The organism is Larkinella rosea, assembly GCF_003858635.1.
Classification (GTDB): domain Bacteria; phylum Bacteroidota; class Bacteroidia; order Cytophagales; family Spirosomataceae; genus Larkinella; species Larkinella rosea.
The window spans coordinates 123,793-140,037 of the sequence record NZ_RQJO01000017.1; the positions used below are offsets into that span (position 1 = coordinate 123,793).

At 51.0% G+C, this 16,245-nt stretch carries 12 protein-coding genes; 3 read left to right on the plus strand and 9 right to left on the minus strand.

Translation table 11 applies throughout. From position 1 onward, the window contains the following. Positions 1–9: 9 nt before the first annotated feature. The 8 genes from EHT25_RS31775 to EHT25_RS31810 form a co-directional block, all read right to left on the minus strand. Positions 10–3,210: a SusC/RagA family TonB-linked outer membrane protein gene (locus EHT25_RS31775; RefSeq protein WP_124879491.1), complete on the minus strand. Its 3,201-nt coding sequence runs from the start codon at positions 3,208–3,210 to the stop codon at positions 10–12. 36 nt (positions 3,211–3,246) lie between these two features. Next, entirely contained in the window at positions 3,247–4,740 is a 1,494-nt protein-coding gene (locus EHT25_RS31780) for an L-fucose/L-arabinose isomerase family protein (protein ID WP_124879492.1), read from the minus strand. A 140-nt stretch (positions 4,741–4,880) separates the two neighbouring features. Then, positions 4,881–6,140, minus strand: a complete 1,260-nt coding sequence (locus EHT25_RS31785; protein WP_124879493.1) for an MFS transporter — start codon at positions 6,138–6,140, stop codon at positions 4,881–4,883. A 247-nt stretch (positions 6,141–6,387) separates the two neighbouring features. Beyond that, the gene (locus EHT25_RS31790; RefSeq protein ID WP_124879494.1) at positions 6,388–8,673 is read right to left on the minus strand and encodes a response regulator; all 2,286 of its coding nucleotides are present in this window, start codon (positions 8,671–8,673) and stop codon (positions 6,388–6,390) included. Next, complete coding sequence (locus EHT25_RS31795) at positions 8,670–9,269, minus strand: TlpA family protein disulfide reductase (protein ID WP_124879495.1); 600 nt, start codon at positions 9,267–9,269, stop codon at positions 8,670–8,672. Before EHT25_RS31795 ends, EHT25_RS31790 begins: the two co-directional genes overlap by 4 nt. A gap of 275 nt (positions 9,270–9,544) precedes the next feature. After that, positions 9,545–9,895, minus strand: coding sequence for a dihydroneopterin aldolase (gene folB, locus EHT25_RS31800; protein WP_124879496.1), 351 nt, complete (start codon positions 9,893–9,895; stop codon positions 9,545–9,547). 100 nt (positions 9,896–9,995) lie between these two features. Further along, positions 9,996–10,889 (minus strand): DivIVA domain-containing protein, encoded by an 894-nt coding sequence (locus EHT25_RS31805; protein WP_124879497.1) that lies wholly within the window; start codon positions 10,887–10,889, stop codon positions 9,996–9,998. 123 nt (positions 10,890–11,012) lie between these two features. After that, positions 11,013–11,915 carry a WD40 repeat domain-containing protein gene (locus tag EHT25_RS31810; RefSeq protein ID WP_124879498.1) on the minus strand — a complete coding sequence of 301 codons (903 nt, stop codon included), beginning with the start codon at positions 11,913–11,915 and terminating at the stop codon, positions 11,013–11,015. Positions 11,916–12,090: 175 nt separating this feature from the next. On the opposite strand from EHT25_RS31810, the gene EHT25_RS31815 reads away from it, so the two are divergent. Next, positions 12,091–12,720 (plus strand): 4'-phosphopantetheinyl transferase family protein, encoded by a 630-nt coding sequence (locus EHT25_RS31815; RefSeq protein ID WP_124879499.1) that lies wholly within the window; start codon positions 12,091–12,093, stop codon positions 12,718–12,720. 221 nt (positions 12,721–12,941) lie between these two features. Here EHT25_RS31815 and EHT25_RS31820 read toward each other — a convergent pair whose 3' ends face one another. Continuing rightward, complete coding sequence (locus EHT25_RS31820) at positions 12,942–13,814, minus strand: transglutaminase-like domain-containing protein (RefSeq protein ID WP_124879626.1); 873 nt, start codon at positions 13,812–13,814, stop codon at positions 12,942–12,944. A gap of 278 nt (positions 13,815–14,092) precedes the next feature. Between EHT25_RS31820 and galE the strand changes: the two genes are divergently transcribed. Together galE and rfbB are read left to right on the plus strand one after the other, a co-directional pair. Beyond that, entirely contained in the window at positions 14,093–15,127 is a 1,035-nt protein-coding gene (gene galE, locus EHT25_RS31825; protein ID WP_124879500.1) for a UDP-glucose 4-epimerase GalE, read from the plus strand. Between the two features lie 5 nt (positions 15,128–15,132). Next, positions 15,133–16,191 (plus strand): dTDP-glucose 4,6-dehydratase, encoded by a 1,059-nt coding sequence (gene rfbB, locus EHT25_RS31830; protein WP_124879501.1) that lies wholly within the window; start codon positions 15,133–15,135, stop codon positions 16,189–16,191. The last annotated feature ends 54 nt before the right edge of the window (positions 16,192–16,245 follow it).

The window sequence follows — 16,245 nt, forward strand, 5'->3', positions numbered from 1 at the left end:
ATGGCTGGATTAGAAGGTGACCCGAAGTCCAAGTGTGTACGTCCGCGGATTGGGATAGGCGAAAAAGTCGATGCCGCTCCGGGCAATGTTGTCGCCCGTGGTGCTGCCTTCGGGGTCGTAACCGGGGTATTTCGTGAACGTGTAGAGGTTGGTTGCGTCGGCGTAAACCGATAAAGCCTGTAATTTTAGTTTCGTCACCAATTCCTGCGGAAACGCATAATTGAGGTTGACATTCCGGATCCGGACGTACGAACCGTCGAACAAATACTTCGTGGTACCGGCGCTGAAACCGAACGCGTAGTCGTTCCGGATGGCTCTCGAATAGTCACCTTTACCCGGATTGGCTTCCGACTTCCAGCGGTCGGCCATGATTCCCAACTGGTTTTGAACACCGGCGCCATTCAGTGAAACTTCTCCTCCCTGAAAGTAAATTTCATTTCCCTGCGAACCGTTAATGCTGATATTCAGGGAGAATGATTTGTACGAAAACCGGTTGCCCATTCCCCACGTAAAATCCGGCCAGGGATTACCCACAATCGTGCGGTCGTTTTGGGTGATGGTTCCGTTTCCGTCGGCATCCTGATACTTATAGTCACCCGGCTGCACGCGTGGATGCTGTTTCGGGCTGGCGTTCACTTCCTCCTGCGTCTGGAAAACGCCCAGAATGTTCAGCAAACGGAAGCTGGAAATCGGATAGCCAACCTGAGCGACCTGGTAATCCGAGGTGGCGATGCGGGCCGTTGCGGAGTTAAGCGCCAGCACTTTGTTGCGGTTCCAGCTGATGTTAAAATCCGTATTCCACTGAAAACCGCCTTTGCGGATATTCTCCGAATTGATCGTCAGTTCAAGCCCTTTGTTTTCGACTTCGCCGATGTTCTGGAGCGAACTGCTGAAACCAGATGCTGCGGGCAGAATCACATTCAGCAACAGGTCTTTTTTGTGGGTACGATACGCATCGACCGTAACGCTCAGGCGGTTCTGGAATAACGCCAGATCAATTCCGACATTGGTTTGTACCGATTGCTCCCAGGTCAGCACGTTGTTGGCTAAACTACTGGGAACCACGCCCGAAACTACCTGCCCATTCGACACATTCCGCGAGATGCCCAATAACCCCTGACTGGCGTAATTCGGAATCAGGTTGTTTCCGGAAATACCGTAGCTCGCCCGGATTTTCAGGTCGCTGATAAAGCTGACCGGTTTCATGAACGACTCGTCGGTAAGCCGGTAAGCGGCTGAAAACGAGGGGAAGGTTCCCCAGCGGTTCTCGCGTCCAAACCGGGAACTGCCGTCTTGCCGGATGGTGGCTGTAAACAGATATTTGCCGGCCAGGGTGTAATTGACGCGGGCCAGCCACGACAGCATCGACCACTCACTTTTGAAATTGGTCCCGGACGTAACGGCTCCGGCGGCCAGGTAATGCACGTCGTCGGTCGGAAAATCGGAGGCTCCGGCCTGCACCACTTCGTCGGTATTTTTCTGGATTGTATAACCAATCAGGGCATCGAGATCGTGCTTTTCGCCAAATCGGTGCCGGTAATTCAGGGTGTTCTCGTTCAGCCAGTTCAGACTTTTGCCTTCCGTAACGCCCGCCGTGGCCGCGCCCGTCCGGCTGGTGGCCAGACCTACTTTTGAGGACTTCCACAGGCGGGTGATGTTGTTGGAATAGTTGACCCCAACCGACGTTTTGAAAACGAGTCCGTTTGCGATTTCGTATTGTAAATAGTTGTTGGTGAACACGTTGGTGTTATTCCGTTTGTCCGAAAACTCGGCCGCAATAATCAGCGGGTGTTCGACCGGAATGCCCGTTGGGTCCGAAAATTCGGAGTAATAATTGCCGTTGGCATCGTAAATCGGAATGGTAGGATCGCTGGCCAAAGCCGCCGAAATCAATCCCCGGTATTGCAGGTGACCTTCGGCGCGGGCAAAATCACCGTACGAATGCGCCCCGGAGAACGATGCCCCCAGTTTCAGTCGCGGAGTCAGTTGAGCGTCGACGTTCGTACGGAGTGTGAACTTCTTGAAATTAGAGCCAATGATGATGCCTTTCTGGTCGAAAAAACCGCCCGAAACGTAGTAGCTGACGTCTTTGCTGGTGCCACTGGCGGCCAGTTGGTAGTTCTGAACAAAGCCCTGCTGGAAAATAACGTCCTGCCAGTCGGTGCCATAGCCGGAATTCGCAAACTGATCGGGTGTCCGAAAACCCGGTTTGACCTGCGTGGCCGTGCTGCGGAGGTTGTTCGGATCCGAAGCTTTTCCGCCCGCAAACACCCAGGCGTTATCGCGCCCTTCAGCCACGTATTCGGCATACTCGCGGGGCGTCAGCAAGTCCAGTTTTTTCGCCAGTTGCTGAATACCACTCGAATGCTCAAAATTGAGGGTCGTTTTGCCCTGCTTGCCGCGTTTGGTCGTAATAATCACGACGCCATTCGCTCCGCGCGATCCGTAAATGGCGGTGGCCGACGCGTCTTTCAGTACCTGAATCGATTCGATGTCGGACGGATTGATGGTGCTGAGCGGATTGACCCGGTTGGTCGAACTGCTGCTGGCAATGCCGCTGGCGGTGTATGAACTGGAACTGAACGTGCTCAAATCGGAGCCGCCACCACCCGTTCCGATGGCGTAGCCATCGACCACATACAGGGGCGAGTTTCCGCCGGTTATTGAACTGATGCCGCGAATGACGACGTTGACGTTCCCGCCCGGTGCGCCCGACGTTTGGGTGATCTGCACCCCCGCGACTTTGCCCTGCATCATCTGATCGACACTCGTAGCCGATGGCACCGGTACCAGATCTTTGCTGGACAGGTTAACGATCGAACCCGTCAGATCCTTTTTGCGCTGGGTTCCGTAGCCGACCACCACCACGTCCTGTAATTGTTGCTGGTCGGTTTTCAGGGCGACATTGAGTACGGAGCGGTTTTTGATGGCGGTTTCAAAAGGCGAATACCCGATGAAACTGACGACGACGATGGCATTGGGAGCGATCGAAAGTTTGAAAGCGCCTTCGGCATCCGAGGTCGTTCCGTTGGTGGTTCCTTTTTCCGTAACGGTGGCGCCCACCAACGGCTGACCGTCTTCTTCGGCGGTTATTTTTCCGCTGATGGTCACTTTGGCGGTCGATTGCGCCCAGGCACCGTTACCGAGGGTGACGATTAACAGGCTGACGATCAGGAAGGATCGCAGACGATGGGTTAAGAAATAATTCATAGGACAAGGATTTAGAAGTGGTCTACCCGGGTTTTATCACTGAATAATGACGGATTCGATTTTCAGGTAATCGGCGATTTTTTGAATCGTTTCAGCGTGGTGGCCAACGCCCAGCGCGAAATGGTGGGTTGGGCCTTCTTTGATCCAGCGTTTCAGGAAGGTTCGCACGTCGGGTTTGAAAAAACCGCGCGTATTCGTGTTGCCCGTCGGCGGAATTGGCCCGGCCAGCGACTCGCCTTCGGCAATAATGAATTTCATCTTTCCCTCATACGTCGAACTGATACTCAGCATTGTAATCGGCCCCTGCTTGATCTTGAACTCGACGCCCGCGCCAAAACCGGGTTTGCCGTGGTATTTTTTTAGGCTTCGCAAAACCGGCTGGCCGTCGGCGATGGCGATGTTGTGCGGCCCGTCGTGGCCCACCAGCACAAAATCTTCTTTGAAATCGACCGGGTGAAATTCGGCGAAGCTGCCGCCGATGCCCAGGCGTTCCATGATCAGCATGGCGATGCAGGTTTTCAGATCCGATTCGCCACACATCGGAAAACCGGCACCCTGGAGCAGCGAGTTGCCCACAATCAGGTTCGACATCACCACGCGGGTGTCGCTGCCGTCCGGGCCATCGTAGTAGTACGCCAAACCGTCCAGTTTTTTGGCTTTGACAAACTTCTCCAACGCGACGGTTACCTGAGCGGCAATGCGCAGATCCGAGTCGCGGAGTTTTTCGGAAATGGGGTCAGAAACCGGGTCGGGGGTATCGAAAAAAGCCAGAATCCGCTCCTGCACCAGCTGAATTTCTTCTTCCGTGGCCTGCTGATACTGCGAGACAATTTCGTGCGCTTCACACTGGACAATGTGGGCACCGAAATGGGCGGTCAGCATCGTCGAGTCGGAATGCATGTCCAGCATGGCTTCGATGGGGTGACCAATATGACCGATTTTGGAAGTTTTGAGGTCGTGTAAAACCGTGGCAATCCGGCAATATTCTTCAATTTCGGCGTCGGCTGCGGGATCGTCATACAGCGTTCCAATGATCGTCTGGGGTACTTTTTTACCCATTCGGACGGCGACACCGGCAAATTCGGGCAGGGAGCAGATGTCGTCGTTATAAAGTTGTAAGTAGGTTGACGCGCGACTGTAATCCATCGCTTTATCGGGTTGAAGAGCCACCAGGACAATGGGCGTATCAATGCTTTTGATGACAATTCCAAACGTGCTCGAGGTCGCGTAAGTGAGCATGTCGCAGAAAATCAGGTCGAGGTTGGCAGCCTGGAGTTTCGGAACCAGTTCGTAGGCCTTGTTGACGTCGTCGACCAGGCCAAAGTCAATGATCTCCACCGAATTGAGCACTTCAATTTTTTCGATGAAAACCGCCTGCTTTTTCAGCATATCTTCGAGCAATCCGTCGAACTGGCTCCAGTATTTGAAATAGCCGACGCCAAATACACCAATTCGGGCGCGTGTTTTTTTTCGTTTGATAAAACCGGTCTGATCGACAGCGGTCGCGTGGTTCAGCGATTCGTTTTCCATATTTTGAAGGTTTATGTCTTTGTTTCGGTATGTTAACGCACTAAGTTGATTGGAGCAAAATTTCTGGAATACAGCGTTATAAATCAGAAAATCAGGTTATTGCAAACAGAAACCGGACCATTGGCGGATGACCTCATTCGTCAATCCGTCTGGACGCTTTTCGGAATGATTTCTACCGGTTGCGAATTGCTGAATACGGGTATGATTTTAGGAATCAGCCCGATCAGTAGCAGGAAAGCCAGCGGATACAGCAAGCCTGACGCGATCCAAAGCGGGCGGTATGAATAGTTCTGAATCACTACACCCATCAGCGGATTGAGCAATAGACCCGAAACCGCTCCCGCTGTTCCCGACAAACCAACGACGGTGGAAGTGGCTTTCTGTCCGAACATATCGGAAATGGCAGTGATGTAATTGGTGATCCAGAAACCGTGGGCAAACATGAAGACCGCCATGAGTGCAATGGCCAGATTGACCGACGAAACCCACTCGATCAAAGGGGTTGAAAGCGTGAGCGCAGCTGCAATCCCCATCACGGTTTTTCGGGCTTTGTTCACCGAATAGCCACGGGCAATCAACTGGCCGGAAAACCAGCCGCCGAGGATGTTGGCGATGCCCAGCGCCAGAAACGGAATCCAGAAAAGCCCTCCAATTTGCTCAAAGGACACATTTCGTACCGAACTGAGGTATTTTGGAATCCAGAACATCATGAAATAAAAAACCGGATCGAGCAGAAAGCGGATCAGGATGAATACCCAGGTCGGCTGCTTTTTGAACAATTCCAGAAACGGGATTTTAGTGGTTTTTTCGGAGTCGATGGGAGATTCTGTCACTAGCTGTTCTTTTTTCCAGGGAATACAAACCCACACAATGACCCAGGCAATACCGATCAAACCGGGGATCAAAAAACCGCCCCTCCAGCCGTAATGGGTTGATAGCCAGATTGTCAACGGCGGAGCCACAACTGCCCCAATGGCCGAACCACCGATGGCAATGCCGTTGGCGAGCGCCCGTTCTTTTTTGTCGAACCAGCGGAAAACCGTCCAGGCAGCACCCGGAAAACAACCCCCTTCGCCCACACCGAGCAAAAACCGGAAGGTTAGCAATTGCGAAAAACTGCTCATTACCGCGTGCAAGCTGTTGGCAATCGACCAGACTCCAACTGAAACCGCCAAGCCCATTCGGCCCCCAATCCGGTCGATGAGCCAGCCGCCCAGCGTAAACATGATGGCATAACTGATCAAAAAACTGGTATTGATCATGCCGTATTGGACATCCGTAATGTGAAACTCCTCCTGAATCTTCAGAATGGCGATCGACAGGACCTGCCGGTCCAGAAAGCTCAGGCCGGTTGCGATGAAAAGCAGGAAGACGATCAGCCAGCGGATGTTTTTTTGCATGGTTGGGAATAGGAATAGCGCGATTGAAAGTGAGACAGAGAGTAAACCCGTCTCGCTTCTCTGGTCTTAGCTCTTTTGTCTACACGCTAACTTAACGCACTAAGTTAGCGTTAACAAAGATAGAAGTGTGTTGAGGAGAAAATCAAGAGGTCCTGGTACTTTTTTTTAAATAAATTGCAGGAATCCAATCAGTAGGCCAGTTGGGTGAAATGGCAGAAACGAAGAACGGGCAGCGATGGTGAGTAATTTACGGGACAATTTCGGTCGTTTGCTGGTACCATTTTTCAAACTTAGCCATGAGTTGCTCCAGTTTGATGGGTTTATTGATGATATCATCCATCCCGGCTTCCAGGCAACTTTGTTCCGTTCCTTCGACGGTATTGGCGGTCAGCGCCACAATAACCGGTTGTTTGATCGGGGATTGGCGAATTAGCCGGGTCGCTTCCAGCCCGTCCATGACCGGCATCTGCATATCCATCAGGATCATGCTATACGCTTTGTCACGGATCGCTTCCAGTGCTTCCTGTCCGTTACTGACCATATCGGCCTGATAGCCCAACCGCTGGAGAATGTGCATGATCACCCGCTGGTTCATCACATTGTCTTCCGCCACCAGCAGAACGAAGGGATATTTTTCACAAAAATCGGCCGACAGTTTTTTCTGCAAAACCGGTTCCGGAGATTTCGGGATTTGCTGGTGAAGCGCATTCTGAACGTGTTTCATCAGGACGTGCTGTTTGATCGGTTTGTTCAGAACCGAAACAAAAAGCTGCCGCTGTTCATCTTTTAACTCCTCGCCAATGGAACTGAGCAGAATGAGGGGAATTTTGGGCAAACGGGTGCGGATCTGCCCGGCCAGCATCAGTCCATCCATGCCCGGCATTTGCATATCCGTAATCACCAGATCAATTTCCGGCGTTTTCGACAGAATCTCCAGCGCTTCGTCTCCGCCCGTAGCCAAAACCGGTTGGAGCTTCCAGGTTTCAAACTGTCGCTTCAGAATCGTCAGGTTGGTCGCGTTGTCGTCTACCACCAGGACGCGTTTCCCCTCCAGATCGATCAGGTTGTACCGGGTATAGGGAGTGAGCGTTTTTGTTCCGACGCGCGTCTGGATCGTAAAGGAAAACGTAGAGCCAATGCCCGGTTTGCTCAGCACGTCCATTGCTCCGTTCATCAACTGAACCAGTTTCAGCGAGATCGCCAGGCCCAGACCGGTACCGCCGTATTGGCGGGTGGTGGAGGCATCCACCTGCGAGAAGGACTTAAAGAGTCGCCCCAATTTATCGGCCGGAATACCAATACCGCTATCCTGGACATCGAACCGGATCGTCAGGGTGCCGTCCGCAGCGACGTGGTCCGGTTTTACAAATACACAGACTTCACCCTTTTTGGTAAATTTCAGGGCATTGCCGACCAGGTTGGTTAAAATTTGCCGGAGCCGCAACTGATCGCCCACGATTTGAGCCGGTACGTTTTCGTCAAGTTCGTAAATGAGGTCAAGGCCGAGCTGAGTGGCCCGGGTTCCGAAAATATCCAGTGTGTCTTCAATGCACTGCCGGAGGTTGAAATCCTCGTTTTCCAGCTCCAGGTTTCCCGATTCGATCTTGGAAAAATCTAAAATATCGTTAATCACGTTGAGCAGCGTATCTCCGCAACTGGCAATGGTTTCGGTGAACATTTGCTGCTCTTCCGTCAACGATGTTTCCTGCAAAAGAGCCACCATACCGATCACGCCGTTCATCGGGGTTCGGATTTCGTGACTCATCGTGGCCAGGAAGATGCTTTTGGCCTGATTCGCTTTTTCAGCCTCAATACGGGCTTTCTCCAGTTCCAGGTTGGAGGTGCTGAGTTGTTGGTTGATTTGTTTCAGTACTTCTTCGTTTCGTTTCCGTTCCAGCGAGAGTTGCGCTTCTTTTTGCAACTCCACCATTTCCATTGCCTGATGAAGCTGAATTTCGTTGTATTTCCGAAGCTGATAGGACCATAAACCGCTAATCAGAAAGATGACGGCTGCCAGCAGGATATGGATGACGAATGTCAATAGATCAAAGTAATCCAGCCGGGTGAAATAAATTTCGTTGACACCGCTGTTTTGGAGGTAACCAAAAACCGCATGGTGAACCAGCACAACGACCATCATGGGAATCTGCAATTTCCATTTCTGATACGTGATCAACACCGCGCTGCCAATAAAGGCAAAAAAATGCATTTCGAAGAGTCCGTGCATCTGGTAGATATACTGGGCCATAAACACCCCGTAAACCGCACTCAGAACATACTGATAAAGGTCGGAAGCAGGCAGCAGGGTTTTGGCGGAGTAATAGGCGACCAACGAAAGCCCGCCAACCCCAAGCGCAATCAACCAGGTGTCGTAAAACAAAGCCAGGGCGAGTCCGATCAGGAAATAACCGCTCAGAAAATAATTCATTAAGCGGTCGGACCGCACCTGAACGCCCGAGAGAAAGTCGTGGGTTGGGTTAAGGGATACGGCGGGCGGATACGCCACACGGGGTTGTACCGGAGGTGAAGTCATTTTTTACAGTAGGGCAGGCTACAGCCGTAAGACGTATGGGCAAGTTGGTCGAACACACGACCGGATTCGTTCTGCAACAACCCAGCAAGGGCCATTTTTGCGTAGCTGGTTTTCTCATCTGTGCAGTAGCGGCTCCGGTTGTAATTTCCACGAAAATAGAGACGATGTTGTGCGTCCAGCAAAACCGCCTGGGGAGTGGAATAAACCCCACACGATTTGGCGATGGATGGATCAAATAAAACCGGGATGTCCAGCCCTATTTTTTCCTGTATTTCCTGAACCGAGTACATTTTCGCACTCATCACAACGACGACGAAGTTTACTTTTTCCCCGAATTGTTTCACCAGGGATCGAAAATGGGGTGTATTGAACCGGGAACAGGGGCAGTTCGGATTGAAAAAATGAAGCAAAACCGGTCGGTTAAATGGTAACGCAGCCAGTTCGTTTACGGGAATGACGGTTCCGTTAGCTACCGGTTTATAATTTTCAGGAACAGGTGTGGGCAGTTGGTACATCCAATCGTTGTACCAGAATAATCCTCCCACGGCGGAAAGTAAAACGAGCAGCCACAGTAATACCAAACCTTTTTTTACCATGAGTTGAGCGCTCTTTTTGCCGGGAATCGGGTCGATAGATGGATGAAATCGGGGAATAATTCAATTTTATTCCTTCCGATTTTGATCTTATAAACGATCAAAATCGGGCAATAACAGTGCCATTTTCGTTTCAAAAGTTACCGTTTTTCCAGTATTGGTAATTTATAGGTGACAAATGGGGGCAGATACTGGGCTGATCCATCCGAAAAAAGCCGGAAAGCGATCCCAATTTCCAGACGTTCCAGACGAATTCTATTGGTAAGTTCTGGTGTGGATTAGCCCCGCAACGTAATCTTCGCGCGGTGGCAGACACCCCCGATGGGTGGGTTGAATTTGGAGACACTGACCTCAACGGTTTCGACGTTGGGGTAGCGTTTGCGGATTTCGGTGATGATGTTGTGAGAAATGTGTTCGAGCAGGCGGGCGGGGCGCTGCATGGCTTCGTGGGCGATGCGGTATAATTCGCCGTAGTTGACCGTCGTACTCAACTTGTCGACGCGGGCGGCTTCGGATAGGTCGGCAACCACCGTGATATCGACGGAGTACTTGTTGCCGATTTTCTGTTCTTCGTCGTAGAAGCCGTGGTAAGCGAAAAATTCGAGACCTTCAAGCGAAATTGTTCCCATACATGAGGAGGCCGACGGATTTCGGCCCGCCCGGCCAACCGGTTTGATTTTCGCCCAAAAGTAGAAGAAAAAAAGCGGACTCGGTGCCCGCCTGGTGTGATTAAATCTGATCGAAGAACGATCCGGCGCCTTTTTTCTTTTCGCCCGAATCCGATTCTTCGTGAACGGCCTGGGGTTCAGCGGTTTCGTCTTCTTCCGCTTCCTTTTCATCAACCGGTTCCGTAACGGGCAATCCGGCTTCGGCGGGTTCTTCGCCTTGAGCAGCTACCGGGTCTTCAAGGGTTTCAGCAGTTGACGTTTCCGCTACTTCGGCGGTGTGTTCTACGGCGTCATCCGTGGTTTCGACGTGCAGGGTTTCGGGATCGACCAGTGCCGAATCGCCGTCAGCTGGGCTTGTCCCCTTGGCCGCTGCGGGTTCTTCTTCCTGGTGCTGCGCGGTCACTTCGTCGATTTTGGCCTGCAGCGATTGCTGGTTGAATTTTTTCTCAAACCGGTCGACGCTGTCGATGGCGTTGTTGGCCAGCGTCCGGATTTGCTTGATGAGTCCTTCCTTGTATTTTTCCATCGCCTTGAAGTCGTGTTCCATCGACTTCAGGTCGTTCAGAATATTTTCCTTGATAAACCGGGCCTGATTCTCCGCGTCCTGCACCATCAGCGTCGAGCGTTTGCGGGCGTCGGCCAGGATTTCATCGGCTTTTTGTTTCGACTCGCCCAGGTATTTTTCGGCGGCTTTGTTGGCCTGATCCGTAATCTGGGTGCTGGTATCGTCGGCGGTTTTCAGCGTCTTGAACAGCGTCATCTCGATGTCCTTGAACTTGTTAAGTTCTTTCTCCGCCAGTTCAAGCTGCATCTTCAGCATTTTGCCTTCACTCGTCACGCGTTCCCATTCCTGCGAAAGAGACGCCAGAAAAGCATCTACCTCATCGGGGCGGTAACCGCCGAATCCTTTCTTTTCAAATGTATGCTGCCGTATCTCGATGGGCGTAATTTTCATAACTGAAAGGGTTAATGGTGACAAATGGTCACTTGTCTGCTAAAAGTAAAGTTATCCGACCGAAAATATCAATTTTTTACGCTGAAATTTGCCAAAAATCCGAAAAGTAACCAAATCATTTACCTACCGGGTAATTTCCCACACCGAAATCAGCCGATCGTCGCTGGCCGAAATCAATTGCTGTTGGTACGGACTCCAGAGCAATTTATTCACCGATGTGCCGTGTCCGGCGTGTCGGGCCCGATCGATGACCTTCAGGAGCCGGAATGTGGCAGCATCCCACACCTTGATGGATTTGTCCATACTGCACGTAGCAAATAACGCGCCATCCGGGCTGTAGCATATATGATTGATTGCGAATAAATGGGCGGCAATGTCATTTTGTTGACTGTACTTATCGTCGACAGCCCAGATTTTCAGGTGTGCATCGCGCCCCGCCGAGAGTAAAAACCGCCCGTCGGGCGAATACTGAACCGCAAAAATAGAATTGGTGTGCGCCGGAATGATTTTTTTTAGGGTGAGCAAATCGAGGTCGAAAATTCGGATCCCGTTATCGCTGTACCCAACGGCCACTTCCCGGCTGATGGGATTGATCGTGATGCTGCGGGCACTTTTATCGCTTACTTTCAGGTGTTTTTTGACGACAAACTCGGCCACATCCATCACCACAAGAACACCGTCGGACAAGGCCACCCAGGCCTGTCCTTCGAAGATTTTGATGTCGAACAGAGCCGCCGACGTAATTTGCGCCGAACGAATTTCCTGCTTCTGAACCGGATCAATAATGTGAATCCCGTCGTAATTTTGACCCACCCAAAGCTGTTTCCGTTCCGGATCGAATGCCAGGGCGTAGACCGACGCCGGAATGCGGGCCAGCAATGAACCCAGATCCGGTTTGTCCAGTTGCCAGCGAACCACCAGTCCGTCGGCACCAGCCGAAAAAAACTCGGTTGGCGAAGCGCCCGCATCCAACGTGTAAACGCAGTCGCGGTGACCGGCAAAGGTGTCAATTTTATGAACTTGCATACCTGAAAAAGGCTGAAAAATAGTGAATATCGAACCTTGGCGGGGCCGCCCGCGCGGTAACGAATATTGAAGAGGACTTCTACTTCCTTATTCGCTATTCATAATTCGCTATTAAATAAGTTGCGCCTTCGGCTATTTTATAATTTCGCAGTAAAACTAATTAGAAAACCGGGATATGTCCGTTTATCAAATCCATCGCCTTGGGGCCGACTGTACGGCGGTGTTGTGGGAAATCGAGGAAAGTGAGGAGGAGTTGCACGCGCAGGTAACGCTGACGGTTCCCGAACAGATGGAGTTGATCGAGATTACGCACCCGGCCCAGCGCGTCGAGTGGCTGGCGTGTCGGGCCGCTCTCCGGTCGCTGGTGCAGACCTACTGGTCGTATGCCGGTTTGTATAAAGATGAATTCGGAAAACCGCACCTGATTGGTCTGAAAGCGCATGTTTCCATTTCGCATACGTCAGGCTGGGCGGCTGCCGTCGTTCATCATTCCAAAGCCGTCGGGATTGATATCGAACCGTTTCGGGACCAGTTTGTGCGGGTGGTTCCGCGCGTTTTGTCCGACGAAGAAATCAGCCATGCCAACGGCGACCTGCATCGGCTGGCGGTGTACTGGTGCGCCAAAGAAGCGCTTTATAAATTGTATGGAAAACGCCAGCTCACGTTTCGCGAACACCTGCACGTCGAGCCTTTTGCCGATGGTGCCGGATTGCTGACGGGCCATGTTCGGTTACCGGACGATGTCCGCGAATTGAAAATTCACTATTTTGAAACCGGGCCGGGCATGCTGGCCATTGCGTTTTAACGTACCCACGGACAAATTGATTTAAGTTAAATAACCGACGAAATAACCACTTAATAGCCCACTGCTTTAGCTGTGGGTAGGCGAAAAGTAACCGACTGGAACGGAACCGTTTTAACGGTTTTTTCGGATGCGAAACCGTTAAAACGGTTTTTAATTTGGTTGTCTTTTCTCTTTACCCACAGCTAAAGCAGTGGGCTGATAAAAAGCCATTCGTAGGTACGCTATTTGTTCGTATAATCCGACAACGGCGGAGTCGCATCTTCGTCATACACCGCATTCAGTAATTGCTCGACCTCTTTCACCCGACCGGTATCGCCGATTTTCTCGAACGCCAGCATCAGATTCCGCAGGACGCGCCGGATGATATCCAGATTCGTGCAGGGCTGGTAGTAGGTGTCCGCCGGTTTCAGATTTAGCTGACCGATGTAATGGTCGATGTCCGACTTCGAGAACACCAGGCCGCGGTTGAACACATTGATGTAGAACTGCGTATGGTCTTTTTTATAGGTTAACACGAATAGGCTCGGCAGATTGACGCCGTAGATCGGCAGGTCGAGCTGCTGGGCAATCATCATGTAGATCACGCAGAGCGAAATGGGGTTGCCGCGCCGACTTTCCAGCACCACATTGATCATCGAATTGGACGGCGAATGAAAATGTTTGGTGTTGGCGGCAAATTTCAGTTTGTTAAAAAAGACGGTATTCAACGTTTTTACCTGATCGATCGGGTGCATTTCCGACTTGCCTTCCAGCCACACATCAAGGTAAAGTTGCTTGATTTCCTGCCGGATTTTATCGAGCGACAGATCCGGATATTGATAAGTTGCCACGATCCACAAGCCTTCCAGCAGGTCGATACCACCGGTTTCTTTCCAGATTGTTATTCGCTCCAGCACAGACTGGTATTGCAAATCATGGATCAATTCCTCAATTTTCTTCTGATGAATTGGATTAAAACTATCTTCCCATTCACTTTCCAGGTAGGGGATCAACTGGCCGCCCAACTCACGGATTTTCTGTTCAACATGTTCGGTGATTTCCTGGTCTTCATCGTCCAGCAAAGAAATCAATGCTTTTATTTCGTTGTCGTTTATCATGCCACTTCTGTGGGTTACGGTCCGACGTTTCGTTGGTTGAGTGCCAATAGGAACTTACCCGAAGATAAAAACTTATTTTTAGAAACCTACTGAATTTTATACTTTTGCCCCGCAAGAAATGGGCTAAACCCAAATTCTAAACTTCACTTTTTGAAAAATGATTTTCTTCTCAACCGGTTTGGGGAGAGAAATAATCCGGACATAACGGCAAGTTTTTTGCTTGATTCCGTCGTAAACTCAACGTTTGAACGAACTCCTTAAATGCCATCACTCAAATGAAAATTCTAGTCACTGGCGGAGCCGGATTTATTGGCTCGCATACGGTCGTTGAACTGCTGAATGCGGGCTACGAACCCGTTATTATTGATAATTTTTCCAACTCAAATCGCTCCGCTCTGGCTGGTCTCCGTCAGATTCTGGGCCACGATGTCCCCTTCTACGAAGCCGATATTAACGATCGGGAAGCCTTAAATGCCATCTTTGAAACCGAGAATTTTCAGGGCGTCATTCATTTCGCAGCCCACAAAGCCGTAGGAGAGTCGGTGGCAAAACCGTTGATGTATTACCGCAACAACCTGAATTCCACCATTCTGCTGCTCGACCTGATGCAGCAACACGGTGTTCCGAACCTGGTTTTTTCGTCGTCCTGCACGGTTTATGGGCAGCCCGACCAGCTTCCGGTAACTGAAGAAACGCCCCGGCTTCCGGCCCAGTCGCCCTACGGAAATACGAAAGCGATTTGCGAAGACATTATCCGCGACACGGTTCGGTCGGGAGCACCCATCAAATCCATCGCGCTGCGGTATTTCAACCCGATGGGCGCTCATCCATCCGGACTGATTGGCGAGCTGCCGTTGGGCGTTCCGGGCAATCTGGTACCGTTTATTACCCAGACGGCGGCCGGTATTCGGGAAAAACTGACGGTGTATGGCGATGATTACGATACCGCCGATGGCACCTGCATCCGGGACTACATTCATGTAGTGGATCTGGCCAAGGCCCACGTTCAGGCCCTGCGATTGCTCGATTCGCACCCAGAAACCGGTTTTTACGATATTTTCAACGTCGGAACCGGTCAGGGCAATACCGTGCTGGAGATCATCCGGACGTTTGAGGAGGTAAACAACCTGAAATTGAATTATATCATTGGCCCGCGCCGTCCGGGTGACGTCGAGAAAATCTACGCTCAGGTCGACAAAGTGAATAACGTCATGGGCTGGCGCGCCGAAAAAACGCTGGCGGAAGGCTTGCAGGATGCGTGGCGTTGGGAGCAAAACTTACAATTGAAAAACTCAATCGTTTCGGAGTAGAAATCATGTCAAAAAAGATTCTGATCACCGGCGGGGCCGGATTTATTGGTTCACACGTTGTTCGGTTATTCGTGACGAAGTATCCAGATTATCAGATTGTTAATCTCGATAAGCTCACCTATGCCGGAAACCTCGCCAACCTAACGGATATTGAAAATGCTCCCAATTATACCTTCGTAAAAGGCGATATTACGGATGCGTCGTTTCTGGATCAATTGTTTCGGGAACACAACTTCGATGGCGTGATTCACCTGGCCGCAGAATCCCACGTCGACCGCTCGATCACGGACCCAATGGCCTTTGTGCTTACCAACGTGGTGGGGACGGTAAACCTGTTGAATGCGGCCAAAAACAGCTGGAAAGCGGATTTTTCCGGGAAGCGGTTTTACCACGTCTCCACCGACGAGGTGTACGGTTCGCTGCATAATCCGGAAGATTTCTTTCTGGAAACGACTTCGTACGATCCCCAATCGCCGTATTCAGCTTCCAAGGCAGCTTCCGACCATTTCGTGCGGGCTTACGGCAATACCTACAAATTGCCCATTGTGCTGTCAAACTGCTCGAACAACTACGGCCCGAATCACTTTCCGGAAAAACTGATTCCGCTGATGATTCATAACATCCAGACCAATAAGCCGTTACCGGTTTACGGAAAAGGAGAAAACGTACGGGACTGGTTATACGTCATCGACCACGCGCGCGCCATTGATACGATCTACCACAACGGCAAAACCGGTGAGACCTACAACATCGGCGGTTTCAACGAGTGGAAAAACATCGACCTCGTGCATTTGCTGTGCGGGATTATGGATCGGAAACTAGGTCGGGCCGAAGGTACTTCCGCTCAATTGATTACGTATGTAACCGACCGGGCAGGTCATGACCTGCGTTACGCCATCGATGCCCACAAACTGATGAACGAACTCGGCTGGCAGCCTTCATTGCAATTCGAAGAAGGTCTCGAAAAAACCGTTGACTGGTTCCTGGCCAATCAGGAGTGGCTCGAAAACGTCACCTCCGGCGCCTATCAGAAGTATTACGACTCCATGTACGAAAATAGATAATTAATTGTGAATGATAGAATGAGTCAATAGATCGAAGATCACGCTACAAGGTAA